Raw genomic sequence first — 24,465 nt, 5'->3', positions numbered from 1 at the left:
AGGCGCCGCCCACCAGTGGACAGCCAGGCGCGGTGGTACATCGGGCTGATGTCGGGCACCTCGCTCGACGGCATCGATGGGGTTCTGGCCGAGTTTTCAGAGGGAAAATGCCGGGTAGCGCTCCATGGATCTGCCCCATTAGCTCCTGATTTAAGAGCAGAACTCCTCGCCCTCAATACCAGCGGCAACGACGAGCTGCACCGCGCCGCACTGGCCGCCAATGCCCTGGCGCGCGGCTATGCCGGGCTCGTGCACGGCCTGCTCGCGCAGGCCGGGCTGCCCCCCGAGGCGGTGCACGCCATAGGCGCCCACGGCCAGACGGTGCGCCACCGGCCCCAGGCCTTCGACGGCACGGGCTACACGCTGCAGCTCAACAACCCGGCCCTGCTGGCCGAATGCACGGGCATCGCCGTGGTGGCGGACTTCCGCAGCCGCGACGTCGCCGCCGGCGGCCAGGGAGCGCCGCTGGTGCCCGCCTTCCACCAGGGCGTGTTCGGCCAGGCGGGGCGCACGGTGGCCGTGTTGAACCTGGGCGGCATCTCCAACCTGAGCATCCTGCGCGCCGGCGGCGGCGTGCTCGGCTTCGACTGCGGCCCCGCCAACGCCCTCATGGACCATTGGTGCGAGCGCCACACAGGCCGGCCCTACGACGCGGCAGGCGCCTGGGCCCGCGGCGGCCGGCCCCTGGACGCGCTGCTCCAGGCCATGCTGGCCGAACCCTTCCTGGCCGCACCCCCGCCCAAGAGCACGGGGCGCGACCTGTTCAACCCCGAGTGGCTGGCGCGGCAGCTGGGCGCCGCAGGCAGCGGCGCGCGGCCGCAGGACGTGCAGACCACGCTGGCCGAATTCACCGCCTTGAGCTGCGCCCGGGAGCTGCTGCGCCACGCGCCCGAGTGCGGGCTGCTCATCGTCTGCGGCGGCGGCGCGCTGAACCAGTACCTGATGGAGCGCCTGCAGGCGCTGCTGCCGGGTGTCGGCGTCGAGGACTCGGGGCGCCATGGCCTGCCGCCGCTGCAGGTGGAGGCTGCGGCCTTCGCCTGGCTGGCGCGCCAGTGCATGGCAGGGGAGGCCGCCAGCCTGCCCGGCGTGACCGGCGCGCGCGGCGCGCGCATCCTCGGCGCCATCTACCCCGCCTGACTCCAGTGTGCCTTCCATGAAAAAACCGCCCGAAGGCGGTTTTTTCATGGAAGGAGGGAGGCAGTCACTGGCCCTGGACCGAGAAGCTCGAACCGCAGCCGCAGGTGGTCTCGGCATTGGGGTTCTTGATGACGAACTGCGCGCCCTGCAGGTCTTCCTTGTAGTCGATCTCGGCGCCCACGAGGTACTGGTAGCTCATGGCGTCGATGAGCAGCGACACGCCGTTCTTCGTCATGGTGGTGTCGTCCTCGTTGGTGATCTCGTCGAAGGTGAAGCCGTACTGGAAGCCCGAGCAGCCGCCACCCTGCACGAACACGCGCAGCTTGAGGTCGGGGTTGCCCTCCTCGGCGATCAGCTCGGCCACCTTGGCCGCCGCGCTGTCGGTGAAGAGAATGGGGGCGGGCATTTCGGTGTCGGCAGGGGTGGCAACGGCGCTCATGGATTGCTCCAATGTTCAAAAACTGGGTGGATGCTACTGCAAACTGCCGGAAAGCTGGGGCGGGCCGCAGCTTTGCCGCCAGAGTCCATGGGGCCTTTGGGGTTGCCCCCAGGAAAGCACAAGGCCACCCGAGGGTGGCCTTGCGAATGGGCAGAACCTGCGCGGATCAGCGCTTGGAGAACTGCTTGGCGCGGCGTGCGGAGTGCAGGCCGACCTTCTTGCGCTCGACCTCGCGGGCGTCGCGGGTCACGAAGCCGGCGGCGCTGAGCTGGGGCTTGAGCGTTGCGTCGTAGTCGATCAGGGCGCGCGTGATGCCGTGGCGGGCAGCGCCGGCCTGGCCGGATTCGCCGCCGCCGTGCACGTTGATCTGGATGTCGAAGGCTTCGACGTTACCGGTCAGCACCAGCGGCTGCTTGGTAATCATGATCGAGGTCTCGCGGCCGAAGTACTGCTGAATGTCTTTGCCATTCACCGTGATCTTGCCGGAGCCCTTCTTCAGAAACACGCGGGCGACGCTGGACTTGCGACGGCCGGTGCCATTGTTCCATTCACCAATCATCTCGGCTCCTTAGATTGCCAGGGGCTTGGGCTGCTGGGCGCTGTGCGGATGCTCCGCGCCGCCGTAGACCTTCAGCTTCTTGATCATGGCGTAGCCCAGGGGGCCCTTGGGCAGCATGCCCTTGACGGCCTTTTCCAGGGCGCGGCCGGGGTGCTTGGCCTGCAGGTCGCGGAAGTTGGTGGCCGTGATGCCGCCGGGGTAGCCCGAGTGACGGTAGTACACCTTGTCGAGCGACTTGGTGCCGGTGACCTTGAGCTTGGATGCGTTGACGACGACGATGAAGTCACCGGTGTCGACGTGAGGCGTGTAAATGGCTTTGTGCTTGCCGCGCAGACGGAGTGCCACTTCGCTGGCGACACGTCCGAGCACCTTGTCGGTGGCGTCAATCACAAACCACTCGTGCACGACCTCAGCGGGCTTTGCGCTGAAAGTAGTCATGAGTTTCTCTTTGCAAGAGGGGGTTTGGCGGTCCTTTTCCACGGTCGGTGCTCCTCTGGAGGGAGCCTCTTAGGTGGGTTGCATGCTCCGCCGCGGGACCAAAATCGCTGCGAAGCTCGCCATTATACGAAATCGCGCGGCACAAGCGGTCCTATTGCGCGTAAAGCTGGCGCTGCAGTTCCTGCGCCTCCTGCCGGAGGCGGTTTTCCACGCAGACGGAGTGGCGCGCCATGCCGGGCTTCTGGCATTCCTGGTGGATGCACATGGGCCGCGCGAAGAAACCCGCGGACGCGCATGCCTCGTCCGGCCCCGGCAGCTGTGCCGGCACCGCCGCGCGCGGCGCCGGTGCGGGCGGCAGGGCCACGGGCTCGGGCAAGGCCAGCACGGCCACGGGCCCTGGCGGCGGGGCGGGGAGCCCGCCCCCGCGGCGCGCGGGCATGGGCCTGGCAACCTCGGCGTCCGGCGCGGGCCACGTGTCCGCTGGCTGCATGTCCGCGGGGTGGAACACAGCGCTGGCGGCGACCTCGTGCGCCGCGCGCATCAACCCCGGCGGGGGCGGGCGCGGCGCCGGCTCCGCCAGTTCGGTGATGATCTCGCTCTCCGGGGTGCGGTGCGGCGGGTGCTCGCGCTGCCCCCACCACAGGCTGCCCGCAACGGCCATGGCGGCCACGGATCCGGCCATGGCCCACATCATCGGCGCCTGCGCCGCGGCGCCCGAGGACGCGCGCCCCTTGTCCGGCTGCCCCGCCGCAGGCCCATGGCCGCGCCCCTGGGCGCGCGCGCGGTGCCGGCGCCGCGGCAGGCGTTCGCGCGATGGCGGCGGCGCGACCTGCGTGTCGGCGAACGCGCGCGCGTCGCCGGCATCCGACGATGCAGGGGAAGCCTCGCCCGCCCGTTGCACGGCGGGCGCCGGCAGCGGCGCGGACTGCGGCTGCGACAGCGTCAGGGCGTCGATCATGGGCACGGCCACGCCCTGGGCGTCCTTGCTCTGCGGCTCGACCCAGATGCCGCCCAGCGCGGCCCGGAAGTCGAAGGACTCCAGCCCCGCGGGCGCCTCCGCCATGCCCATGGCCCGCACGAAGTCGGCGACGGACTGCGGCCGCTCCTGCGGCTGCAGCGCCAGGCACTGGGCGATGGCGTCGACGAAGGGGCGCGAGTATTCGACGCCGAACTGCCTGCGCACCGTGCGCACCACGCGCGGGAACGGCACCATGCGGTCGCGCACGGCGCGCAGCGTGGCGGGCAACGGCGTGTCGTTGCACAGGCAGCCATGGACCACGGCGCCCAGCGCGTACAGGTCGCTCCATGGGCCCTGCCGCAGTTCGGCCGCCGCATCGGCGTACTGCTCCAGCGGGGCGTAATGGACCTTGAGCACGGCCGCATGCCTATGGCCGCTGCCGCCGATCGCGTGGCGCGCCGCCCCCAGGTCCAGCAGCACCGGCGGCCCCTGGTCCTGCAGGAAGATGTTGTCCGGCGATATGTCGCGGTGCAGCGTCTGCCCGTCGTGCAGCACGCGCAGCGCGCTCGTGACCGACCACAGCAGCGTGCGCAGCCAGGCCTCGGGCGGCGGCGTGCGCATGTGGGCGCGCGCCTGCTTGAGCGTCATGCCGCGGTACAGGGGCATGACCATGTAGGCCGTGTGATTGGCCTCCCAGAAGCGGAACACCTTGACCAGGCTGGGATGGTCGAAGCGCGCGAGCAGGCGCGCCTCGTCCACGAACGAGGCCAGGCCCGCCTGGAACGACTGCTCGTTCGACGAGGAGCGCACCCACAGCGAATGCCCATCCGCGCGCCCGGCCAGCGACGCGGGCATGTATTCCTTGATGGCCACGCAGCGCTGCAGCGAATGGTCGAACGCCTGGTAGACCATGCCGAAGCCGCCCACGCCCAGCAGGGCCTGCACCTCGAACTCGCCGAGCCGGGTGCCCGGCGGCAAGGCATCGGCGTGGCTGGGGCGGGAAGCGGCGGACATGGGGGCGGGGATGGGCGTGATGGCTGGCAAGGTGGGCGGCGCGGCCCGCGCACGCCCATGGTCGATGCGCCGGCAGACAGGCAAGGGCCGCCATGATGGCGCAGGCCGCCGCCGCGGTCGGCAACAAAGCGCATCTGTCGGCCAAAAACATCACCCGGCCATGACGGCGAGCGCATGCGGCTCGCTACCATTGGGCGCATGTTCAGCTATCGCCACGCCTTCCATGCGGGCAATCACGCCGATGTGCTCAAGCACACGGTGCTCATTGCCACTTTGCAACATCTTCTACAGAAAGACGCGGCTCTCACCGTGCTGGATACACACGCCGGCGCGGGCCTGTACCGGCTGGACGGGGACTACGCGAGCACCAGCGCCGAGTCCGCGGACGGCATCCTGCGCCTGGTCCCGCCTGCCGCGCCCGCCGCGCTGGCGCCGGCGCTGCAGGACTACGTGGACATGGTGCGCGCCTTCAACCAGGGCGAGGCCACGCGCGTCTACCCCGGCTCGCCCTTCATCGCCCAGCACCTGCTGCGCGACCAGGACAGGCTCAAGCTGTTCGAGCTGCATCCCACGGATGCGCGCGCCCTGGCGGGCAACGTGGCCCAGCTCGATGCCGGCCGCCAGGTGGCCGTGCTGGCGCAGGACGGCTTCGAGGGCGCCAAGCAGTTCCTGCCCCCGCCGAGCCGCAGGGCGCTCGTGCTGTGCGACCCCAGCTATGAAATAAAGAGCGACTACGCGCGCGTGCAGGACATGCTGCAGGATGCGCTCAGGCGCTTCGCCACGGGCGTGTACGCCGTCTGGTATCCCATCATCCCGCGGCCCGAGGCGCATGAGCTGCCGCGCCGGCTCAAGACCCTGGCCCAGAAGGCCGGCAAGCCCTGGCTGCACGCCACGCTGACGGTGAAGTCCAGCAAGATGGCGCCGGCCGGCACCGCGCCGGGCCGCCGGCCCGGGCTGCCCGCCAGCGGCATGTTCCTGATCAACCCGCCCTTCACGCTCGATGCCGCGCTGCGCGCGGCCCTGCCGCAGATGGCCGAGCTGCTGGCCCAGGACCGGCACGCGGCCTGGACGCTGGAGGGCGGCGCGCCGTAGTCAGCGGCGTTTGCCACGCCGCGGCTTGCGCACGCTTGGCGCCTTGGGCGCGGGCTGCTGCAGCGCCTTGGCGGCGGCCTCGGCGTCCAGCCCCAGGCCCGAGCCCTGAGCGGCCGGCTCCAGGCTTTCGGGGCAGGCCTCGTCGTCGGCCCCCAGCTGCCACAGCTCCACCGGCTTGATGCCCAGGCCCACCATGCCGAGCTCCTCGGCCGCGGCGCGGCTCAGGTCGATGATGCGCCCGGGCGTGAACGGCCCGCGGTCGTTGACGCGCACGATGACCGTGCGGCCGTTGACCAGGCTGCGCACGCACAAGCGCGCGCCGAAGGGCAGGCTGCGGTGCGCGGCCGTGAATTCCTCGCGGTCGTAGCGCTCGCCGTTGGCCGTGCGCCGCCCGTGCAGGCTGTCGGCATACCAGGAGGCCTGGCCGCTGGCGAGCAGCACCGGCGCCTCGGGCGCGGGCGCACGCAGCGCCGGCTCGCCAGAGCCTTCGCCGGGGCGGCGCTCGGGCTTCATGCGCAGCGCCGGCTCGGCCCCGCCTTCCTGCGCTGCCAGCACCAGCGCCTGGGGTGCTGGCCAGGCAGGGGGCGCCGCTGCCGCAGCGGCAGGCACTGGCAGGTCGGCGGCTGGCGGGACGGATTCGGTCGCAGGCTGTGGCGCGGCGCAGCCAGCCAGCCAGGCCGCCAGCACGGCCGCACCGCAGGCGGCCTGCAGCAGGCGCCAGGGCAGGCCGTGCAGGAAGAGGGGCCGGACGAACGGCATGCCGGGCACCGTGGCCGCCCTGTTCTGGCAGCGCCGCCCTACCACCCGAGGCGCTGGCAGATCGCCAGCGTCGCCGCGCTCTGGTTCATGGTGTAGAAGTGCAGGCCCGGCGCGCCCGCGCGCACGAGCTGCTCGCACAGCCGGCCGACCACGTCCAGGCCGAAGGCGCGGATGGAGGCCATGTCGTCGCCGAAGCCCTGCAGGCGCAGGCGGATCCAACGCGGGATCTCGGCGCCGCAGGCGTCGGAGAAGCGCATCAGCTGCGAGGAGCCGGTGATGGGCATGATGCCCGGCACGATGGGGATCTCCACGCCCAGGCGGCGGGCGTCGTCGACGAAGCGGCTGTAGGCGTCGGCGTTGAAGAAGTACTGGGTGATGGCCGAGTCGGCCCCGGCGCGCACCTTGGTGGCGAAGGCCTGCAGGTCGGCCTCGGGGCTGCGCGCCTGCGGGTGCATCTCGGGGTAGGCGGCCACCTCGATGTGGAAGTCGCGCCCGGTTTCCTGGCGGATGAAGGCGACGAGGTCGCTCGCGTACTGGAATTCGCCGCCCAGCCCGTAGCCGCTGGGCAGGTCGCCGCGCAGCGCCACCAGGCGCTTGACGCCCATGGCCTTGAGTTCGGCGAGCTGCTGGCGCACGCCGGCCTTGGTGGCGCCGATGCAGGAGAAGTGCGAGGCCGCATCCACGCCCTCTTCGATGATGGCGCGCACGGTGGCGAAGGTGCCTTCCTGCGTGGAGCCGCCCGCGCCGTAGGTGACGGAGCAGAACTGCGGCGCGCGCGCGTAAAGCTGCCGGCGCACGGCGCGCAGCTTGTCGGCGCCCTCGGGCGTCTTGGGCGGGAAAAACTCGAAACTCACCGGCAGGCTCATGCCGCCCTCCTTGCATGGATGAAAAACTCGCGGTTGCCGTCGCCGCCCTGGATGGCGCTGCCGTGCCAGCCGACGACCTGCAGGCCCAGATCCGCGCAGCAGGCGCGGATGCGCCGCTCGACCTCGGCGTAGAGGCCGGCGTCGCGCACGATGCCGCCCTTGCCCACCTGGCCGGGCTGCAGCTCGAACTGGGGCTTGACCAGCATGAGCAGGTCGCCGCCCGGCGCCAGCAGCGACACCAGGGCCGGCAGCACCAGGGTCAGCGAGATGAAGGACAGGTCGCCGGTGACCAGGCCGAACGCGCCCGGGATGATCACGTCCTCGCGCCCTGGCAGGCGCCGGCGCAGGGTGGCGAGCCGGCCCTCGGCGCGCTCCCGCGCCCTGGCGGAGCGCTCGGCCTTGAAGGCCTCGATCTCGTGCTCCTTGGCGTCCTCGCTGTCGTCGTATGCGTCGTCGACCAGGCCGCCGTTGCGCATCCAGGCGTAAGGCGCCTCGGGCTGGGTGTCGTTGTCCTCGGGCTCGGCCTCGACGCGTTCGCACAAGGCTTCCTCGCAGGCCTCGGCCAGAGCCTCGGGCGTCATGTGGCGCGCGTTCAGCCCCTCCACGCCGATCACGCGCGGGTCGGTGCGCAGGCGCTCGTGCAGCTGGCCCTGGCCCACGTCCACGCCCACGACCTGCGCCGCGCCGCGCTGCAGCAGGCAGTCGGTGAAGCCGCCCGTGCTCTGGCCCACGTCCAGGCAGCGCAGGCCCGCGACCTGGATGCCCGTGGCGGCCAGCGCGCCTTCGAGCTTGAGCCCGCCGCGCGAGAGGTACTTGGCCTCTGCCGCGTCGAGCAGCTGCAGCTCGGCGCCCGCGGGGATGTCGTCGCCGTTCTTGGCGACCCTGTTCCAGGGCAGCGTCGGCGCCAGGCGCCACTGCACGCCGGCGGCGATCAGGCGCTGGGCCTGCGAGCGGGTGGCGGCGTGGCCGCCTTCCACGAGGAATACGTCTGCGCGCATGGCGCCTGTCCTTTATGAGTCAAATCGGGCTCCAGCGCTTTCTGGACAAGCGCTGGAAGCTATCAACTTAGTAGCGATAGGTGTCGGGCTTGTAAGGGCCGCTCTTGCTCACGCCGATGTAGGCGGCCTGCGCGTCGGTCAGCTCGGTGAGCTGCGCGCCGACCTTCTTCAGGTGCAGGCGGGCCACCTTCTCGTCGAGGACCTTGGGCAGCACGTAGACCTTGCCCGCCTCGTAGGCGTCGGGGCGCGTGTACAGCTCGATCTGCGCCAGCGTCTGGTTGGCGAACGAGTTGGACATGACGAAGCTCGGGTGGCCCGTGGCGCAGCCCAGGTTCACCAGGCGGCCCTTGGCCAGCAGGATGATCTTCTTGCCGTCGGGGAAGGTGATGTGGTCCACCTGGGGCTTGATCTCTTCCCACTGGCAGTGGGCTTCCAGCCTGGCGACCTGGATCTCGTTGTCGAAGTGGCCGATGTTGCAGACGATGGCCTCATCCTTCATCGCCTGCATGTGCTCGAAGGTGATGACGTCGCGGTTGCCCGTGGTGGTCACGAAGATGTCGGCTCGTGGCGCGGCGTACTCCATGGTCACCACGCGGTAGCCTTCCATGGCCGCCTGCAGCGCGTTGATGGGGTCGATCTCGGTCACCCACACCTGGGCGCTGAGCGCGCGCAGCGCCTGGGCGCTGCCCTTGCCCACGTCGCCATAGCCGCAGACTACGGCCACCTTGCCGGCGATCATCACGTCGGTGGCGCGCTTGATGCCGTCCACCAGCGACTCGCGGCAGCCGTAGAGGTTGTCGAACTTGCTCTTGGTCACCGAGTCGTTCACGTTGATGGCGCGGAACTTGAGCGTGCCCTTGGCGGACATCTCGTTCAAGCGGTGCACGCCGGTGGTGGTCTCCTCGGTCACGCCGACGATCCGGGCGCTCTTGCGGCTGTACCAGGTGGCATCCTCGGCCAGCTTGGCGCGGATGGCGGCGAAGACGATCTTCTCCTCCTCGCTGCCCGGGTGGGCCAGCACGGACAGGTCCTTCTCGGCGCGCATGCCCAGATGCATGAGCATGGTGGCGTCGCCGCCGTCGTCCAGGATCATGTTCGGGCCTTCGTCATCGGCGCCCTTGGGGCCGAACTCGAAGATGCGGTGGGTGTAGTCCCAGTAGTCTTCGAGCGACTCGCCCTTGACGGCGAACACCGGCACGCCCGTGGCGGCGATGGCCGCGGCCGCGTGGTCCTGCGTGGAGAAGATGTTGCACGAGGCCCAGCGCACGTCGGCACCCAGCGCCTTGAGCGTCTCGATCAGCACGGCGGTCTGGATCGTCATGTGCAGGCTGCCGGTGATGCGCGCGCCCTTGAGCGGCTGCTGCGCGGCGAATTCCTCGCGCACGGCCATCAGGCCGGGCATCTCGGTCTCGGCGATGCGGATTTCCTTGCGGCCCCAGTCGGCCAGGGAAATGTCGGCGATGGCCGAATCTGGGGAGGCTTTGAGAACTGCGCTCATGGCGGCTTCCTTCTGAGAAGATGTGAAAAAGCCACGCGCCTGGGGGATGGAACCGTTCACCGCACAGGACTGGCGTGGGTGAGCGTCGTTGCAAGAATGGGTTCCGAGCCTCACGCCCCGCCGGTAGCTGGGGGCGCTGCAACGCTCCTCGGAATCATCAATTATAGAGTTGTCGCCTGCGTGGCTGCCGTGCCCTGCGCGGCGCCCGACACTGGAACATTCATTTTTTTCAGGAGCACTGCATGGACCCCAAGGACAAGGTCGCCATCGTCACCGGCGGCGCCAGCGGCATCGGCCGCGCGCTCGCGCAGCGGCTCGCGGCCGAGGGCGCGCGCGTGGTCGTGGCCGACCTGCACCTGGAGCCGGCGCAGGCCGTGGCCGACGAGGTCAAAGGCCTGGCCGTGCGCTGCGATGTCAGCCGCGAGGCCGACATCCAGGCCCTGGTGGCCGCCACGCGCGAGCGCTACGGCCGCGTGGACGCCTACTTCTCCAACGCCGGCATCCTGGGCCGCCCCGGCGGCATCGAGCTGGAGGACCCGCTGTGGGAAGCCATGTGGCACATCCACGGCATGGCCCACGTGTGGGCGGCGCGCGCCGTGGTGCCCGCCATGGTGGAGCACGGCGAGGGCTTCTTCCTCGTCACCGCCTCGGCGGCGGGGCTGCTCAGCATCGTCGAATCGGCCCCGTATGCCGTGACCAAGCACGCGGCCGTGGCCTTCGCCGAGTGGCTGCGCATCGCCTACGGGCGGCGCGGCGTGCAGGTGGCCTGCCTGTGCCCGCAGGCGGTGCAGACGGCCATGATCCCGGACGACGGCGGCTCGGCCGGCGTGGACGGCGTCCTGCCGCCCGGGCAGGTGGCGGGCGACGTGCTGCAGGCCATGCGCAGCGGCCAGTTCCTGGTGCTGCCCCACGCCGAGGTGGCACAGTACTACGCCGCCAAGGCGCAGAACCCCGACCGCTGGCTGGGCGGCATGCAGAAGCACTACGCGCGGCACATGCAGCAGCAGAGCTGAGGGCGGCCGGTAAAATCGCGGGCACTCTCCGGCGCGGTCCCGTCCGCGCCGCCGCATTGCCCGGGGGGCCCGCAGGCCCCTGCCACCCACCTCTGGAACCCTCGTGTCCTACGCCTCCGAAACCCGGCGCCGCCGCACCTTTGCCATCATCTCCCACCCCGACGCGGGCAAGACCACGCTGACCGAGAAGCTGCTGCTGTTCTCGGGCGCCATCCAGATCGCCGGCGCCGTCAAGGGCCGCAAGGCGAGCCGCCACGCCACGTCCGACTGGATGGAAATCGAGAAGCAGCGCGGCATCTCGGTGGCATCGAGCGTGATGCAGATGAGCTACCGCGAACACGTCATCAACCTGCTCGACACGCCCGGCCACAAGGACTTCTCCGAAGACACCTACCGCGTGCTCACGGCCGTCGATTCGGCCCTGATGGTCATCGACGCGGCCAACGGCGTGGAGGCGCAGACGCGCCGCCTGATCGAGGTCTGCCGCCAGCGCGACACGCCCATCATCACCTTCGTCAACAAGATGGACCGCGAGGTGCGCGACCCGCTGGACATCCTCGACGAAGTGGAGCGCGAACTCGGCATGCCCTGCTGCCCCATGACCTGGCCCGTGGGCCAGGGCAAGACCTTCGGCGGCATCATCGACCTGCGCACGCAGAGCATGACGGTGTTCCAGGCCGGCAGCGAAAAGCGCCCGGAAGACTTCGAGGTCATCCCCTTGAGCGAGACCGACAGGCTGCGCGCGCGCTTCGGCCAGGCCTATGACGACGCCATCGAGAGCATGGAACTGGCCGTGGGCGCCTCCATCGCCTGGGACCACCAGGAATTCCTGGCCGCCCGGCTCACGCCGGTGTTCTTCGGCTCGGGCGTGAACAACTTCGGCGTGATGGAAGTACTCAACGCCGTGGTGGACATGTCGCCCCCGCCTGGCCCGCGCATCGCCTGGACCGAGGTGAACCGCCAGCGCGAGGAAAAGACCATCCACCCCGAGGACCCGGGCTTTTCCGGCGTGGTCTTCAAGGTGCAGGCCAACATGGACGCCAACCACCGCGACCGCATCGCCTTCGTGCGCGTGGCCTCGGGCAAGTACACTCCGGGCATGAAGATGAAGGTGCAGCGCACCGGCAAGGAGTTGCGACCCACCAGCGTCGTGACCTTCATGAGCCAGCGCCGCGAAGCGGTGGACGAGGCCTACGCCGGCGACATCATCGGCTTCACCATCCACGGCGGCGTGCAGCTGGGCGACAGCATCACCGACGGCCCGAACCTGCAGTTCACCGGCCTGCCCTTCTTCGCGCCCGAGCTGTTCATGACCGTGGTGCTGAAGAACCCGCTGCGCACCAAGCAGCTGCAGCAGGGCCTGATGCAACTGGGCGAGGAAGGCGCAATCCAGGTCTTCAAGCCCGACGCCGGCGGCAACATGCTGCTGGGCGCCGTGGGCCAGCTGCAGTTCGAGGTCGTGCAGCACCGCCTGAAGACCGAATACGACTGCGACGTGCGCCTGGAAGGCTGCCAGTACACGGGCGCGCGCTGGATCACCGCCGACACGCCGGCCGAGCTGCGCGAATTCGAGAACGCCTACCCGCTGCGCATGGCGCACGACGCGGCCGATGCGCTGGCGTACCTGTGCACCAGCCCGTACGACGTGCGCCTCGCCCAGGAGCGGTTCCCCAAGATCCACTTCCACCCGCTGCGCGAGCATGCGGGGCTGGCGCTACAAGGGGCATGAACACAAAGCCGACGATGGAACCAAACATCTCTCCTCCCCTGGTTGTCGATCTGGACGGCACCCTGGTCCGCACCGACACCTTGCACGAGCAAGCACTGATGCTGGCCAAGACACGGCCATTGCAAACGCTTTTGCTGCCGGCATGGCTGATGCATGGCAAGGCGCACCTCAAGCAACAGTTGGCACAGCGAATAGCCCTGGATGCCGGCACTCTGCCTTACAACGAGATGCTGCTGGACTGGCTGCAGTCCGAAAAGCACGCCGGGCGGCGCCTTGTGCTGTGCACCGCAGCAGATACGCAAACCGCGCAGGCCATTGCCCAGCACCTGGATACCTTTGATGAAGTCATCGCCAGTGATGGACAGACGAACCTGGCAGCCGCCCGCAAAGCCGATCGGCTGGTGCAGCAATTTGGCCACCAAGGCTTCGACTACGCAGGCAATTCGCACGATGACTTGCCAGTCTGGCAAGTGGCCCGCCAAGCCATCGTCGTCAATGCGCCCGCATCGGTGCTGAAAACAGCCCAAGCGCATGGCAATGTCAGCAAAGTCGTTGCTGCCACTGCCCTGAAGGCCCGCGACATCGCCAAGATGCTGCGCATCCACCAGTGGCTAAAGAACCTGTTGTTGTTCGTTCCGCTGCTGGCCGCACACCAGTTCACCCAAGGTGCGGCCTGGGGCACCTTGCTCCTGGCCTTTTTCTCATTCAGTCTCTGTGCATCAACGGTCTACATCAGTAACGACCTGCTCGACCTGGGCAGCGACCGCCTGCATCCGCGAAAGCGCCATCGCCCGTTTGCCAGCGGGGCCGTGCCCGTAGCCTGGGGGGTTGCCATCTCACCACTGCTGGCGCTGGCCAGCGTGGCGCTTGCGATGGCCGTGGGCCCGCGCTTTCTGGCCTGGTTGGCGGTGTACTTTGCGCTGACGTGCTGGTACTCGGTGACGCTCAAGCGTCTCGTGCTGCTCGATTGCATGGCGCTGGCATGCCTGTATACCCTGCGCATCGTCTCTGGCGCAGCGGCATCGGAACTACCGCTATCACCCTGGCTGCTGGCAGTATCGGGCTTCGTGTTTTTGTCACTGTCTTTTCTCAAGCGCCACACCGAATTGCTCCCGCTGGTGCAGCGCGGCGAAACCGCTGCAGCACACGGCCGTGGTTACGTCGCGCAAGACGCCGCCTTGGTCCAAATGTTCGGCATTGCAGCGGGGTATGCCTCCGCCGTCGTGCTGGCCCTGTATCTGCACGGCGACACGGTGCAGGCCCTGTACAAGCAGCCCCACGCCATTCTGGTCACCGTGGGAGTTTTGGTGTACTGGATCAGTTGGATGTGGCTCCAATCCCATCGGGGCGAGATGCACGACGACCCGGTGGTTTTTGCCGTGAAAGATAGGGTGAGCCTGGCCTGCGGCGCCGTGTTCGTGGCATCGCTCGTGCTGGCCACGATGGGACTGCCATGGTGATGCGTATCAGTTCCTGGGGCCGCTTGAGCGCCGAGCCGCATCAAGTATTGCCGCTGGACAGTACGGGCCATGCACTTCCACCGGAGGCAGACCACGCCGTCCTACCCTACGGCATGGGCCGCAGCTATGGCGACGTGTGCTTGAACCCCGGCGGCGCGCTGTGGCTGACGCAGGGCGCGGATCACTGGCTGGATTTCGATGCCGATACCGGATTGCTCACCTGCCAGGCCGGGGCGCTGCTCGCCGACATCCAGCACCTGCTGACCCCGCGCGGGTGGATGCTGCCCGTCACGCCTGGCACCCAATTCGTCACCGTGGGCGGAGCCATCGCCAATGATGTGCATGGCAAGAACCACCATGTGGCTGGTTCCTTTGGCAACCATGTGCGCTCTTTGGTCCTGCAGCGCACCGATGGCCACGCCATCGTCTGCGGGCCCGACCATGAAGCGGATTGGTTTCGCGCCACCGTAGGTGGCCTGGGGCTGACGGGCCTCATCACCCAGGCCACGCTGCAGCTGCGCCGCGTGGCCGGGCCATGGCTGGGCACGGAAACCATCGCCTTCGACACACTGGAGCGCTTCTACGCGTTGGCGACCGAATCGGAAGCCGGCTGGGAATACACCGTCTCGTGGATCGATTGCCTAGACAAGCGCGGGCGCGGCCTGTTCATGCGCGGCAATCACCGCGCGACAGGCTCCCCCTTGCCCGCGCATGCACCACGCAAGGGCCGCCTGGCGATCCCCGTCACGCCACCGCTGTCGCTGGTCAATACGGCCAGCCTGCGCGCCTTCAACTCGCTGTACTATCACACACACCGCCTGCGCGCGGGCCCAGCCATCACGCACTACCGGCCGTTCTTCTATCCGCTGGACGGTATCGCTCACTGGAACCGCATGTATGGCCCGCACGGTTTCTACCAGTACCAGTGCGTGGTGCCCTTCGAGGGCGGCGAACAGGCCATTGCCGCCCTGCTGGCGCAGATCGCGGGCAGCGGCCAAGGCTCCTTCCTGGCCGTACTCAAGACCTTCGGCAACCGCCCGTCACTGGGCCTGCTGAGCTTCCCGCAGCCTGGCATCACGCTGGCGCTGGATTTTCCCAACCTCGGCGACAAGACCCTGCGCCTTTTCAACCAGCTAGACACAATCGTCAGTGCGGCAGGCGGGCGCATCTACCCTGCCAAAGACGCGCGCATGCCCGCCCACTTGTTCCAATCCGGCTATCCCCAGTGGGAGCAAATCCTTCCCTACCGTGACCCCGGCATCAGTTCCGCCATGTCGCGCAGGTTGATGGGAAGCTAACCCTCGTCGAGCACACACTTTTCATGAGCTCTCCTAAAAGAATCGTCGTCATCGGCGCCACCTCTGCCATTGCCCACCAATGCAGCCGCCTGTGGGCACAGCAAGGTCCATGCGACTTCCTGCTCGTGGGCCGTAGCGCCGAGCGCGCCGAACCGCTGGCCGCCGACTTGCGAGCGCGCGGCGCGAATATTACAGCCCGCACGGCCGAACTGCGCTTCGACGACGTGGATGCCATTGCCGCACTGGTACAAAGCGCCACGGCCAACGGCCCAGTGGACACCGTACTGATTGCCCACGGCTCGCTGCCCGACCAAGCCAGTTGCCAGGACAATCTGCACGCCGTGCAAGACGCCCTGCGGGTCAACGGCCTGTCCCCCGTCCTCATCGCAGAGGCCTTTATCGGTCCCATGCAGCGTGCGGGCCACGGGCGACTGTGCATCATCGGCTCCGTGGCCGGGGACCGAGGCCGCAAGAGCAATTACATCTACGGCGCAGCCAAGGGGCTGGTGGACCGCTACGCACAGGGATTGCAGCACCGGTTGGCCCTGGCGGGTAGCCCAGTGCGTGTCACGCTGGCCAAGCCCGGCCCCACAGACACGCCAATGACCGCACACCTCAAACAAGGCGGCGCCAAGCTCGCCACAGCCCCGGCGGTGGCGCAGAGCATCATCAAAGCCATGGCGGCGGGCCGCCCCGTGGTCTATGCCCCCGGCAAATGGGCTCTGATCATGCTGGTGATCCGCCATCTGCCACGCTTCCTGTTCAACAAGACAGATATCTGAGTCCATGCGCATTGCACTGCTTTATGCTTTGTTCTGCATCGTGGCCATCGTGGTGAACATTGGCTCGCAAGACCTTGCCCTGCGGCTCTGGCCCTCGGGCATCTGGTTCTCCATCATCGTCGGCACGGGCACGGGTTTGGTCGTCAAATACCTTCTCGACAAGCGGTTCATCTTCCGCTTCACGGCCCGGAACGTCGGCCACGACAGCAGGACATTCGTGCTCTACACCCTCATGGGCGTGGTGACCACCGCCATCTTCTGGGGTTTCGAGTACGGGTTCTGGCGGGCGTTCGGAACAGCGCAAATGCGCTACCTGGGCGGCGTGACCGGCCTCGTCCTCGGCTACATCGCCAAATACCACCTGGACAAGCAGTTCGTATTCAGCATTCCACCTCAATCCAAGCATCCATGAGCCGATACAAGACGGCGGCCAACCTGCTGGCCTGTCTCATCATTGCCGTTGCCACCCTGCGCGCATTCGCTTTCTGGGCCGCCGATCCGATGTTGGCCTACGCCAACAACTACGACCAGGTACGCACGTTGAAGGTCTTCGGCCTGCATCCCAAGGATTCACCCAAGGCGCTTTATCAAATGACGCCAGAGCGCCCCTACCGGTATTTTGTTCAGGCAGACACCCTGCATGCGCCCATCTATCCTTCGTCCGACCTGTTAATCAAAGCCATCCAAGTCGCCACGATGGCTGCGTTCCGCAGCAGCGATGGCCTGATGGACATCAAAATTGCCACCGCCCCCGTGCTCATCGGCTGGCTGGTGAGTATCTGGCTCATCTTCAGAAAGCTGCTCGCCAGACCACTGGCGGCCCTGGGTTTTGCGGGCTGGATCCTGCTGGTGGCCGACCCCATCAACCTGTTGTTCCTAAATACCTGGTATGCGGAGTTTTCCGCCTTCGCCTTCGCCACCTTGTTCATGGGCATTGCATGGCTGTGGCTGTTTCAACTCGTCTCGCTGCGCTGGGCCCTTGTCTGGGGAGGGGTGTGCCTGACCGTCCTTTCATTCAACCGCAATCAGTACATGTTTCTCCTGCCTGCCGTGGCCGGGCTCGTGGGTACCGCCGTGCTGGCCTTGTCGCGCCCCTACCAAAGGCCATCGCTGGCCTCTGCGACCAAATGGGTTTTGATTGCCGCCGTCTGCCTAGTGCCAATGCTGGTCTACAACGCCGCCGCCAAGAAAAAAATATACATGGAGACCGCTACCAACCGGACTAACACCGTTTTCGGAGCACTGCTGCCCGCATCCAAAGACCCGGCCAAGATGCTGGAGCATATGGGCCTGTCGCCGGAGGGGTGCCTGCAATTTTCAGGACAAAACCTGTATGTCAAGCCTGAGGGGGAATTCAAGGCACATTGCCCAAAGAGTCTGAGACTCTCCCTCGTCCGCATTGCCAAAGCCGTGGTGCTGGAGCCCGCAACCCTCGTCACGATCATCGGGAACATTGCCCAGCACCATAACGGGTTTCTTCAGTACCACATGAGCCACATCGAAGGAACGGACAATGCCTATATATACAACGGCAGCCGGTCATACTTCAACGGTAGCGAATTCCGCACTGTTCGGGATAACGCCAGAATAGACAGTAGCAACCAACCATACTACCGCCAGTCCATCGATCCACTGCTCACGAGAATTTCCGTGGGAACAACCGCGCTGCTCATCTGGCTTGCCGCCCTCGGCCCGGCACTCGCCGCGCTGGTGGCTTGGGTACTAAAGCAGGGCCGCTGGGCCTTCGTGTTTCTGCTGAATGGGCTGCTGTTCAACTACGCCCTGTTTTCGTCCATCCTGGGCGATGGCTACTTCGAATTGGAGCGCCACGCGATCCTGTGCTTCAGCTTCGGGGCGCTCTTTTTCGTTCTTCTGGGTAGTTTTGCCGCATCCACCTTGAGCGCCAAAGTTCCGGCCCAACAATGACACCTCTGATCCATTGGCCCCGCGAATGCAATACCCGCATCAACGGCGTACTGACCGACATCGACGACACCCTCACCACCGAAGGCTCGATCACCGCCGATGCCCTGCAGGCGCTGGCCGATCTGAAGGCCGCGGGCCTGCACGTCATCCCCATCACCGGGCGGCCCGTGGGCTGGAGCAAGCCCTTCGCCACCGCCTGGCCGGTGGATGCCATCGTGGCCGAAAACGGCGCCGTGGCGCTGCAGCGCATGGCCGATGGCGGGCTCGACAACCTCTACCAGCAGGACGCGGCCACGCGCTGTGCCAACTTCGCCCGCATGCAGCAGGTACTGGCTGAAATCGAAGCCGCCGTGCCCGGCGCCCGGCGCGCCGCAGACTCGGCTGGGCGCGAGTGCGACATCGCCATCGATCACAGCGAATTCACGCATCTGCCGCAGGAGGCCATCGACCAATGCGCAGCGATCATGCGCGCGGCAGGCATGAATGCCACCGTGAGCAGCATCCACATCAACGGCTGGTATGGCGCGCACGACAAACTCGAAGGCGCGCGCTGGATCGTGCGCGAGCTGTTCGGGCGCGATCTGGATGCAGAGCTGGAACGCTGGGTGTACGTGGGCGATTCCACCAACGACCAGCTCATGTTCGAGCATTTCCCGCACAGCGTGGGCGTGGCTAACATCGCGCGCTTCGTGCCGCAGCTGGCGCACCTGCCGCGCTACGTGACCCGGGGCGAGCGCGGCGCGGGCTTTGCCGAGCTGGCGCACGCCATCCTGGACGGCCAGGCGCGCTGATTTGCCCCCGGGCGCCAGGGCGCCCACAATGGCATGCAGCCCCACCCACCGAGCGCCGCTGCCATGACCCGCCTCATAGACCTGCCCACGCTGGCCGCCCTGGTGCACGACATGGGCGCCGCCCATTTCCTGTGCGAGCTGGCCGACGAGATCCACACCGACTTCCTGCGCTGGAACGCGTTCGACAAGACGGCGCGCACGGCCAGCCACAGCCCGCACGGCGTGATCGAGCTCATGCCCGTGTCCGACGACACGCTCTACAGCTTCAAGTACGTCAACGGCCACCCGGGCAACCCGGCCGGCGGCCTGCCCACGGTGATGGCCTTCGGCGTGCTGGCCGAGGTGGCCACGGGCCTGCCTCTGCTGCTGTCGGAGCTGACCCTGGCCACCGCGCTGCGCACAGCCGCCACCTCGGCCCTGGCGGCTCAGGCGCTGGCGCGCCCGGGCAGCCGCAGCATGGCGCTGATCGGCAACGGCGCGCAGGCCGAGTTCCAGGCCCTTGCCTTCCATGCGCTGCTGGGCATCGAAGAGCTGCGCGTGTTCGACACCGCGCCGGCCGCCACCGACAAGCTGCTGCACAACCTGGCGCGCACGCCGGGGCTGAAGATGATCCGCGCGGCATCGGTGGCCGAGGCCGTGCGCGGCGCCGACATCGTGACCACGGCCACGGCGGCCAAGCGCCACGCCCGCATCATCACACCGGACATGCTGGAGCCGGGCATGCACCTGAACGCCGTGGGCGGCGACTGCCCCGGCAAGACCGAGCTGCACCCCGGCGTGCTGCGGCAGGCGCGCATCGTCGTCGAATACGCGCCGCAAAGCCGCGTGGAGGGCGAGATCCAGCAACTGGCCGGGGACCATCCGGTGACCGAGCTGTGGCAGGTCCTGTCGAGCCAGGCGAGCGGGCGCGAACATGCCGATCAGGTCACCGTCTTCGACTCCGTGGGCTTCGCGCTGGAGGACCACGCCGCCCTGCGCTTCATCCACCGCCAGGCCCTCGCGCGGGGGCTGGGCACGGACCTGGCGCTGGTGCCCACGGACGGCGACCCCAGGGACCTGTTCGGGCGCACGCGCAGCCACCTGCGCAGGGTGGTTTGATTTTTAGCCAAAACAGTCGTAAACGCCCGTATAGCAAACGGTTGCAGCTATCAAAAAAGAAAAGGTGCCATTGGCACCTTTTTGCATGGCGACCCGGCACGGGGTCAGTGCTGCAGGATCTTGTTGAGGAAGTCCTTGGTGCGCGGCTGGCGCGCATCGGGGTTACCGAAGAACTCTTCCTTGCTGCAGTCCTCCAGGATCTTGCCGCCCACGTCCATGAAGATCACGCGGTTGCTGACCTTCCTGGCAAAGCCCATCTCGTGCGTCACGCACATCATGGTCATGCCCTCGTGGGCCAGGCCCATCATCACGTCCAGCACCTCGCCCACCATCTCGGGGTCCAGCGCCGAGGTGGGCTCGTCGAACAGCATGACGATGGGGTCCATGGACAGGGCGCGCGCAATGGCCACGCGCTGCTGCTGGCCGCCCGAGAGCTGGCCCGGAAACTTGTCCTTGTGGGCCGTGAGGCCCACGCGGTCGAGCATCTTCAGGCCCCGCTTCTTGGCGTCGTCGGGGCTGCGCCTCAGCACCTTGATCTGCGCGATGGTCAGGTTCTCGGTCACCGACAGGTGCGGGAACAGCTCGAAGTGCTGGAACACCATGCCCACGCGCGAGCGCAGCTTGGGCAGGTCGGTCTTGGGGTCGTGCACGGCCGTGCCGTCGACCCAGATCTCACCCTTCTGGATGGGTTCGAGCGCGTTGATGGTCTTGATGAGCGTGGACTTGCCCGAGCCCGAGGGGCCGCAGACCACCACCACCTCGCCCTTGCTGATGCTGGTGGAGCAGTCGCTCAGCACCTGGAAGCTGCCGTACCACTTGGAGACGTTCTTGAGTTCGATCATGTGAATTCCTTCCGAAAAAACGCCTCAGCGGATGATGGCGATCTTCTTGTGCAGCCGCTTGACGGCCCAGGACAGCGAGTAGCAGATCACGAAATAGGCCACGGCGGCGGCCAGGTAGGCCTCCACGGGACGGCCGAAGTTCTTGCCCGCCACGTCGAAGCCCTTGAGCATGTCGTAGGCACCGATGGCGTAGACCAGGGACGTGTCCTGGAACAGGATGATGGTCTGCGTCAGCAGCACCGGCAGCATGTTGCGGAACGCCTGCGGCAGCACCACCAGCTTCATGTTCTGGCCGTAGGTCATGCCCAGGGCCTGGCCCGCGAAGACCTGGCCGCGCGGGATGGACTGGATGCCCGCGCGCATGATCTCGCTGAAGTAGGCGGCCTCGAAGGCGACGAAGGTGATGATGGCCGAGACCTCCGCCCCGATGGGCCGCCCGATGAGCAGCGGCACGAGCAGGAAGAACCACAGGATCACCATCACCAGCGGAATGCTGCGCATGCCGTTGACGTAGATGGTGGCGGGGGCCATCAGCCACTTCTTGCCCGACAGGCGCATGAGGGCCAGCAGGGTGCCGAAGAACACGCCGCCCAGCGTCGCGATCACGGTGAGCACCACGCTGAAGATGAAACCCTTGAGCACGAAGCCGCGCAGCAGCTCCCAGCTGAGGAAGGACCAGTCGATGTGCAGCATCATCTCAGTGCCCCCCCCCGCCGGCGGCGATCATGCCCGGCACGCGCGAGCGCTTCTCGATGAAGGCCATGATGCGGTTGATGGCCAGGGCCGACACCACGTACAGCGCCGTCACCAGCAGGTACACCTCGATGCCGCGCGAGGTCTCCTCCTGCACCTGCATGGCGTACATGGTCAGCTCGGACACCGACACCGCGAACGCCACCGACGAGTTCTTGAAGATGTTCATGGTCTCGCTGGTCAGCGGCGGGATGATGATGCGAAACGCCATGGGCAGCAGCACGTAGCGGTAGTACTGGAACGTGGTGAAGCCCATCGCCATGCCCGCGTAGCGCTGGCCGCGCGGCAGCGCCTGGATCCCCGAGCGCACCTGCTCGGCGATGCGCGCCGAGGTGAAGAACCCGAGCGCGAACACCACCAGAACGAAGCCCGGCAACGACTTCATGGGCGGGAAAATGGCCGGGATCACGTGGTACCAGAGGAAGATGTGGACCAGCAGCGGAATGTTGCGGAAGAACTCCACCCAGGCATTGCCCAGGCGCACGATCCACGGACTGTCCGGCAGCGTGCGCAGCGTGCCGATCAGCGAGCCGACGACGAGCGCGATCGCCAGCGCGAGCAGCGATACCGATACCGTCCAGCCCCAGGCGGAGAGCAGCCAGTCGAGGTAGGTGATGTCTCCGCCCTTGCCGAAGCAGCTCTGCGCGACCTCTTGCGTAATGGTGTCCTGGCAGAACACCTGCCAATCCCAACTCATAGGAGCACCTCTTTCATTGAATTCCAACGATGCCACGCCGCAGCGCCGGCAACAAAAAAGCCCCTCCAAACCCCGGGTCTGAAGGGGCGGCACGCATCACGGATTACTTTTGGTAGTCTTCCATGGGCTTGTCATTGGGGTGCTCCCAGGCGTACTTGGTGGCCGGAGACAGCGGCAGGCCCACCTTGGTGTTGTTGGGCGGAATCGGCTGCATGAACCACTTGTCGTAGGACTTGGCCAGGGTGCCGTCCTTGATCTGGGCCACGATGGATTCGTCCACGGCCTTCTTGAACGCCGGATCGTCCTTGCGCAGCATGCAGGCGATGGGCTCGACCGACAGCGCCTCGCCCACGATCTTGAAGTCGTTGGGGTTCTTGGACTTGGAGATGTTGCCCGCGAGGATGGAGCCGTCCATGATGAAGGCGTCGGCGCGGCCAGTCTCCAGCATCAGGAAGCTGTCGGCGTGGTCCTTGCCCATGACTTCCTTGATCGTCAGGCCGTCGGCGCGCTTGTTCTTGCGCAGCGTCTGCACCGAGGTGGTGCCCGTGGTGGTGACGATGGTCTTGCCGTTCAGGTCCTTGATGTCGTTGATGCCCGAGTTGGCCTTGACCGCGATGCGCACCTCTTCCACGTAGGTGGTGTCGGCGAAGGCCACGTCCTTCTGGCGCGCCAGGTTGTTGGTGGTGGAGCCGCACTCCAGGTCCACCGTGCCGTTGACGACCAGCGGGATGCGGTTCTGCGAGGTCACCGGCTGGTACTTGATCTCCAGCTTGGACAGGCCCAGCTTCTTCTGCAGGTCGCGCGCGACGCGCTCGGCCATCTCGGTGTGGAAGCCCACGTACTTGCCATCGCCCAGGGTATAGGCCAGCGCGCCCGACGATTCGCGCACGCCCAGGGTGATGGCGCCGCTCGACTTGATCTTGGCCAGCGTATCGTTGGCCTGCGCAATTGCGCTGCCTGCGGCCAGGACGGTGATCGCGGCGGCCAGCAAATGCTTCTTCATAGGTACTCTCCTTGTGGGTGAAACGGTGGGCAAAGTGTAGTGAATGGATGGCGCGCCGAGAGGCAACCCTGTGAGCGCACCCCTCCATCGACCACCCCTCCCCCGGATTGCGGGACAGGTTTCCTATTGTGCGTGCTCCGATGCCCGCAAGGGCGCTTCATTCCTAGGGTATTTCCAGAACCCTGGCCGGTGGGAACGGACGCGGCCGTATCAGATCGGGTTTTGCCCGCCCTGGGCCTGCAGATAGGTCCACAGGTCCTGCGCCAGGCTCTTGGCCGGTTCCTTGCGCGAGGGCTTCTCGCGGTAGGCCCGCACCTCCATGACCATCTGCAGGTCCTCCGCCCCCGGCGGCGCGGCGCTCGCCAGCTTGCGCGCGCGCAGTTCCTTCTTCACCGCGCTGTAGGGCAGGAAGGCCACGCCGTGGCCCTCCAGCGCCATGGCCTTCAGGCCCTCGGCCATGTCGGTCTCGTACACGCGGTCCAGGTGGATGGCCGTGCCCGCCTGCTTGAGGATCAGCTCCGTCACCCGGCCCAGGTAGGCCCCGGGCGCATAGGCCAGGTAGGGCAGCGGCTCGCCCGCGCGCCCCGGCAGGCTGAACAGCGGCTGGCCATCGGGGCCGGCCTTGGCGTAGGGGGCCAGCACCTCCTGGCCCAGGGTCACCATCTCATAGCGCTCGGCGTCCAGCTGCAGCGGCTGCGAGGGGTGGTGGTACGAGATCAGCAGGTCGCACCCGCCCTCCACCAGGCGCAGCACGGCGTCGTGCACGTTGAGCGCGATCAGGCGGCTCTTGAGCGGTCCGAAGTCCGCGCGCACGGCCGACACCCAGGCCGGGAAGAAGGTGAACGCGAGCGTGTGCGGCACGGCGAACTCGATCATGTCGGTGCCGGCGCTGGTGTGGGCGCGCAGTATGGCGCGCGTGTTCTGCAGCGCCTGCAGCACCTCCAGCGCCTGGTCGTACAGCGTGGTGCCGGCGGCCGTGAGCCGCGTGGGGTAGGAGCTGCGGTCCACCAGGTCCGTGCCTGCCCAGGCCTCCAGCGCCTGGATGCGGCGCGAGAACGCCGGCTGCGTCACGTGCCGCAGCTGGGCCGAACGGCTGAAGCTGCGCGTCTCGGCCAGGCTGACGAAGTCTTCGAGCCATTTGGTTTCCATGGCGCGCATTATCGGCCCCCTCGGGGAACACCCTGCGGCCAGGGTCTGCGGATTTGATAGCAAAATAGCGGCCTTGGCGCCCACAGCGCCGCCCACAAGCCAAGGCCCCCGGCGCACGACGCCGGCCGGCAGAGCGACCCGTCCTTCATGCCCGATCCATCCGCCC

24 protein-coding genes and 1 riboswitch are annotated in these 24,465 nt (G+C 67.4%); of the genes, 11 read left to right on the top strand and 13 right to left on the bottom strand.

What is annotated here, in order from left to right; translation table 11 throughout:
* Nucleotides 1–15: 15 nt before the first annotated feature.
* A complete protein-coding gene (locus ACX12L_RS12045) occupies nucleotides 16–1,137 on the top strand; it encodes an anhydro-N-acetylmuramic acid kinase (protein ID WP_459262797.1) in 1,122 nt (373 codons plus the stop codon).
* 64 nt (nucleotides 1,138–1,201) lie between these two features.
* Here ACX12L_RS12045 and erpA read toward each other — a convergent pair whose 3' ends face one another.
* The 4 genes from erpA to ACX12L_RS12025 all read right to left on the bottom strand — a co-directional run bounded on the left by erpA (nucleotide 1,202) and on the right by ACX12L_RS12025 (nucleotide 4,545).
* A complete protein-coding gene (erpA, locus tag ACX12L_RS12040; protein WP_459262796.1) occupies nucleotides 1,202–1,576 on the bottom strand; it encodes an iron-sulfur cluster insertion protein ErpA in 375 nt (124 codons plus the stop codon).
* A gap of 166 nt (nucleotides 1,577–1,742) precedes the next feature.
* Nucleotides 1,743–2,135 carry a 30S ribosomal protein S9 gene (gene rpsI / locus ACX12L_RS12035; protein WP_459262795.1) on the bottom strand — a complete coding sequence of 131 codons (393 nt, stop codon included), beginning with the start codon at nucleotides 2,133–2,135 and terminating at the stop codon, nucleotides 1,743–1,745.
* 9 nt (nucleotides 2,136–2,144) lie between these two features.
* The gene (rplM, locus tag ACX12L_RS12030) at nucleotides 2,145–2,573 is read right to left on the bottom strand and encodes a 50S ribosomal protein L13 (RefSeq protein ID WP_041700593.1); all 429 of its coding nucleotides are present in this window, start codon (nucleotides 2,571–2,573) and stop codon (nucleotides 2,145–2,147) included.
* Between the two features lie 151 nt (nucleotides 2,574–2,724).
* The gene (locus ACX12L_RS12025; protein ID WP_459262794.1) at nucleotides 2,725–4,545 is read right to left on the bottom strand and encodes a serine/threonine protein kinase; all 1,821 of its coding nucleotides are present in this window, start codon (nucleotides 4,543–4,545) and stop codon (nucleotides 2,725–2,727) included.
* A 198-nt stretch (nucleotides 4,546–4,743) separates the two neighbouring features.
* Between ACX12L_RS12025 and ACX12L_RS12020 the strand changes: the two genes are divergently transcribed.
* Nucleotides 4,744–5,637, top strand: coding sequence for a 23S rRNA (adenine(2030)-N(6))-methyltransferase RlmJ (locus ACX12L_RS12020; protein WP_459262793.1), 894 nt, complete (start codon nucleotides 4,744–4,746; stop codon nucleotides 5,635–5,637).
* Here the strand turns inward: ACX12L_RS12020 and ACX12L_RS12015 are convergent, their stop codons facing one another.
* The 4 genes from ACX12L_RS12015 to ahcY all read right to left on the bottom strand — a co-directional run bounded on the left by ACX12L_RS12015 (nucleotide 5,638) and on the right by ahcY (nucleotide 9,758).
* A complete protein-coding gene (locus tag ACX12L_RS12015; RefSeq protein WP_459262792.1) occupies nucleotides 5,638–6,396 on the bottom strand; it encodes a septal ring lytic transglycosylase RlpA family protein in 759 nt (252 codons plus the stop codon).
* Nucleotides 6,397–6,434: 38 nt separating this feature from the next.
* On the bottom strand, nucleotides 6,435–7,262 hold the full coding sequence (gene metF / locus ACX12L_RS12010) for a methylenetetrahydrofolate reductase [NAD(P)H] (protein ID WP_459262791.1): 828 nt from the start codon (nucleotides 7,260–7,262) through the stop codon (nucleotides 6,435–6,437).
* Nucleotides 7,259–8,260, bottom strand: a complete 1,002-nt coding sequence (locus tag ACX12L_RS12005; RefSeq protein WP_459262790.1) for a TlyA family RNA methyltransferase — start codon at nucleotides 8,258–8,260, stop codon at nucleotides 7,259–7,261. Before ACX12L_RS12005 ends, metF begins: the two co-directional genes overlap by 4 nt.
* A gap of 67 nt (nucleotides 8,261–8,327) precedes the next feature.
* Nucleotides 8,328–9,758 carry an adenosylhomocysteinase gene (gene ahcY / locus ACX12L_RS12000; RefSeq protein ID WP_459262789.1) on the bottom strand — a complete coding sequence of 477 codons (1,431 nt, stop codon included), beginning with the start codon at nucleotides 9,756–9,758 and terminating at the stop codon, nucleotides 8,328–8,330.
* A 73-nt stretch (nucleotides 9,759–9,831) separates the two neighbouring features.
* Nucleotides 9,832–9,914, bottom strand: a riboswitch (S-adenosyl-L-homocysteine riboswitch).
* 86 nt (nucleotides 9,915–10,000) lie between these two features.
* Between ahcY and ACX12L_RS11995 the strand changes: the two genes are divergently transcribed.
* The 9 genes from ACX12L_RS11995 to ACX12L_RS11955 all read left to right on the top strand — a co-directional run bounded on the left by ACX12L_RS11995 (nucleotide 10,001) and on the right by ACX12L_RS11955 (nucleotide 19,855).
* On the top strand, nucleotides 10,001–10,771 hold the full coding sequence (locus tag ACX12L_RS11995; RefSeq protein ID WP_459262788.1) for an SDR family oxidoreductase: 771 nt from the start codon (nucleotides 10,001–10,003) through the stop codon (nucleotides 10,769–10,771).
* 103 nt (nucleotides 10,772–10,874) lie between these two features.
* Nucleotides 10,875–12,500 (top strand): peptide chain release factor 3, encoded by a 1,626-nt coding sequence (locus ACX12L_RS11990; RefSeq protein ID WP_459262787.1) that lies wholly within the window; start codon nucleotides 10,875–10,877, stop codon nucleotides 12,498–12,500.
* Nucleotides 12,497–13,960, top strand: a complete 1,464-nt coding sequence (locus ACX12L_RS11985) for a UbiA family prenyltransferase (protein WP_459262786.1) — start codon at nucleotides 12,497–12,499, stop codon at nucleotides 13,958–13,960. The genes ACX12L_RS11990 and ACX12L_RS11985 overlap by 4 nt, the downstream gene beginning before the upstream one ends.
* On the top strand, nucleotides 13,954–15,258 hold the full coding sequence (locus ACX12L_RS11980) for an FAD-binding oxidoreductase (RefSeq protein WP_459262785.1): 1,305 nt from the start codon (nucleotides 13,954–13,956) through the stop codon (nucleotides 15,256–15,258). The genes ACX12L_RS11985 and ACX12L_RS11980 overlap by 7 nt, the downstream gene beginning before the upstream one ends.
* A gap of 23 nt (nucleotides 15,259–15,281) precedes the next feature.
* Nucleotides 15,282–16,040 (top strand): SDR family NAD(P)-dependent oxidoreductase, encoded by a 759-nt coding sequence (locus ACX12L_RS11975; protein WP_459262784.1) that lies wholly within the window; start codon nucleotides 15,282–15,284, stop codon nucleotides 16,038–16,040.
* A gap of 4 nt (nucleotides 16,041–16,044) precedes the next feature.
* Nucleotides 16,045–16,452, top strand: coding sequence for a GtrA family protein (locus tag ACX12L_RS11970; RefSeq protein ID WP_459262783.1), 408 nt, complete (start codon nucleotides 16,045–16,047; stop codon nucleotides 16,450–16,452).
* Nucleotides 16,449–17,966 carry a hypothetical protein gene (locus ACX12L_RS11965; RefSeq protein ID WP_459262782.1) on the top strand — a complete coding sequence of 506 codons (1,518 nt, stop codon included), beginning with the start codon at nucleotides 16,449–16,451 and terminating at the stop codon, nucleotides 17,964–17,966. Before ACX12L_RS11970 ends, ACX12L_RS11965 begins: the two co-directional genes overlap by 4 nt.
* Nucleotides 17,963–18,757 carry an HAD-IIB family hydrolase gene (locus ACX12L_RS11960; protein WP_459262781.1) on the top strand — a complete coding sequence of 265 codons (795 nt, stop codon included), beginning with the start codon at nucleotides 17,963–17,965 and terminating at the stop codon, nucleotides 18,755–18,757. The genes ACX12L_RS11965 and ACX12L_RS11960 overlap by 4 nt, the downstream gene beginning before the upstream one ends.
* Before the next feature lie 63 nt (nucleotides 18,758–18,820).
* On the top strand, nucleotides 18,821–19,855 hold the full coding sequence (locus tag ACX12L_RS11955) for an ornithine cyclodeaminase (RefSeq protein ID WP_459262780.1): 1,035 nt from the start codon (nucleotides 18,821–18,823) through the stop codon (nucleotides 19,853–19,855).
* Nucleotides 19,856–19,959: 104 nt separating this feature from the next.
* Here the strand turns inward: ACX12L_RS11955 and ACX12L_RS11950 are convergent, their stop codons facing one another.
* The 5 genes from ACX12L_RS11950 to ACX12L_RS11930 all read right to left on the bottom strand — a co-directional run bounded on the left by ACX12L_RS11950 (nucleotide 19,960) and on the right by ACX12L_RS11930 (nucleotide 24,299).
* Complete coding sequence (locus ACX12L_RS11950) at nucleotides 19,960–20,697, bottom strand: amino acid ABC transporter ATP-binding protein (RefSeq protein WP_459262779.1); 738 nt, start codon at nucleotides 20,695–20,697, stop codon at nucleotides 19,960–19,962.
* A 24-nt stretch (nucleotides 20,698–20,721) separates the two neighbouring features.
* The gene (locus tag ACX12L_RS11945) at nucleotides 20,722–21,393 is read right to left on the bottom strand and encodes an amino acid ABC transporter permease (protein WP_459262778.1); all 672 of its coding nucleotides are present in this window, start codon (nucleotides 21,391–21,393) and stop codon (nucleotides 20,722–20,724) included.
* Between the two features lies 1 nt (nucleotide 21,394).
* Complete coding sequence (locus ACX12L_RS11940; RefSeq protein ID WP_459262777.1) at nucleotides 21,395–22,147, bottom strand: amino acid ABC transporter permease; 753 nt, start codon at nucleotides 22,145–22,147, stop codon at nucleotides 21,395–21,397.
* 103 nt (nucleotides 22,148–22,250) lie between these two features.
* Complete coding sequence (locus ACX12L_RS11935) at nucleotides 22,251–23,150, bottom strand: transporter substrate-binding domain-containing protein (protein ID WP_459262776.1); 900 nt, start codon at nucleotides 23,148–23,150, stop codon at nucleotides 22,251–22,253.
* Nucleotides 23,151–23,360: 210 nt separating this feature from the next.
* Entirely contained in the window at nucleotides 23,361–24,299 is a 939-nt protein-coding gene (locus tag ACX12L_RS11930; protein ID WP_459262775.1) for a LysR family transcriptional regulator, read from the bottom strand.
* Between the last annotated feature and the right edge of the window lie 166 nt (nucleotides 24,300–24,465).

Source organism: Alicycliphilus sp. T452 (assembly GCF_054512775.1).
This window is presented reverse-complemented; position numbering and strand designations above follow the sequence as displayed.

Coding starts and splice junctions, on each gene's coding strand:
- erpA (WP_459262796.1), bottom strand. CDS start 1,576: ATGAGCGCCGTTGCCACCCCTGCCGACACCGAAATGCCCGCCCCCATT.
- rpsI (WP_459262795.1), bottom strand. CDS start 2,135: ATGATTGGTGAATGGAACAATGGCACCGGCCGTCGCAAGTCCAGCGTC.
- rplM (WP_041700593.1), bottom strand. CDS start 2,573: ATGACTACTTTCAGCGCAAAGCCCGCTGAGGTCGTGCACGAGTGGTTT.
- ACX12L_RS12025 (WP_459262794.1), bottom strand. CDS start 4,545: ATGTCCGCCGCTTCCCGCCCCAGCCACGCCGATGCCTTGCCGCCGGGC.
- ACX12L_RS12020 (WP_459262793.1), top strand. CDS start 4,744: ATGTTCAGCTATCGCCACGCCTTCCATGCGGGCAATCACGCCGATGTG.
- ACX12L_RS12015 (WP_459262792.1), bottom strand. CDS start 6,396: ATGCCGTTCGTCCGGCCCCTCTTCCTGCACGGCCTGCCCTGGCGCCTG.
- metF (WP_459262791.1), bottom strand. CDS start 7,262: ATGAGCCTGCCGGTGAGTTTCGAGTTTTTCCCGCCCAAGACGCCCGAG.
- ACX12L_RS12005 (WP_459262790.1), bottom strand. CDS start 8,260: ATGCGCGCAGACGTATTCCTCGTGGAAGGCGGCCACGCCGCCACCCGC.
- ahcY (WP_459262789.1), bottom strand. CDS start 9,758: ATGAGCGCAGTTCTCAAAGCCTCCCCAGATTCGGCCATCGCCGACATT.
- ACX12L_RS11995 (WP_459262788.1), top strand. CDS start 10,001: ATGGACCCCAAGGACAAGGTCGCCATCGTCACCGGCGGCGCCAGCGGC.
- ACX12L_RS11985 (WP_459262786.1), top strand. CDS start 12,497: ATGAACACAAAGCCGACGATGGAACCAAACATCTCTCCTCCCCTGGTT.
- ACX12L_RS11980 (WP_459262785.1), top strand. CDS start 13,954: ATGGTGATGCGTATCAGTTCCTGGGGCCGCTTGAGCGCCGAGCCGCAT.
- ACX12L_RS11975 (WP_459262784.1), top strand. CDS start 15,282: ATGAGCTCTCCTAAAAGAATCGTCGTCATCGGCGCCACCTCTGCCATT.
- ACX12L_RS11970 (WP_459262783.1), top strand. CDS start 16,045: ATGCGCATTGCACTGCTTTATGCTTTGTTCTGCATCGTGGCCATCGTG.
- ACX12L_RS11965 (WP_459262782.1), top strand. CDS start 16,449: ATGAGCCGATACAAGACGGCGGCCAACCTGCTGGCCTGTCTCATCATT.
- ACX12L_RS11960 (WP_459262781.1), top strand. CDS start 17,963: ATGACACCTCTGATCCATTGGCCCCGCGAATGCAATACCCGCATCAAC.
- ACX12L_RS11955 (WP_459262780.1), top strand. CDS start 18,821: ATGACCCGCCTCATAGACCTGCCCACGCTGGCCGCCCTGGTGCACGAC.
- ACX12L_RS11950 (WP_459262779.1), bottom strand. CDS start 20,697: ATGATCGAACTCAAGAACGTCTCCAAGTGGTACGGCAGCTTCCAGGTG.
- ACX12L_RS11945 (WP_459262778.1), bottom strand. CDS start 21,393: ATGATGCTGCACATCGACTGGTCCTTCCTCAGCTGGGAGCTGCTGCGC.
- ACX12L_RS11940 (WP_459262777.1), bottom strand. CDS start 22,147: ATGAGTTGGGATTGGCAGGTGTTCTGCCAGGACACCATTACGCAAGAG.
- ACX12L_RS11935 (WP_459262776.1), bottom strand. CDS start 23,150: ATGAAGAAGCATTTGCTGGCCGCCGCGATCACCGTCCTGGCCGCAGGC.
- ACX12L_RS11930 (WP_459262775.1), bottom strand. CDS start 24,299: ATGGAAACCAAATGGCTCGAAGACTTCGTCAGCCTGGCCGAGACGCGC.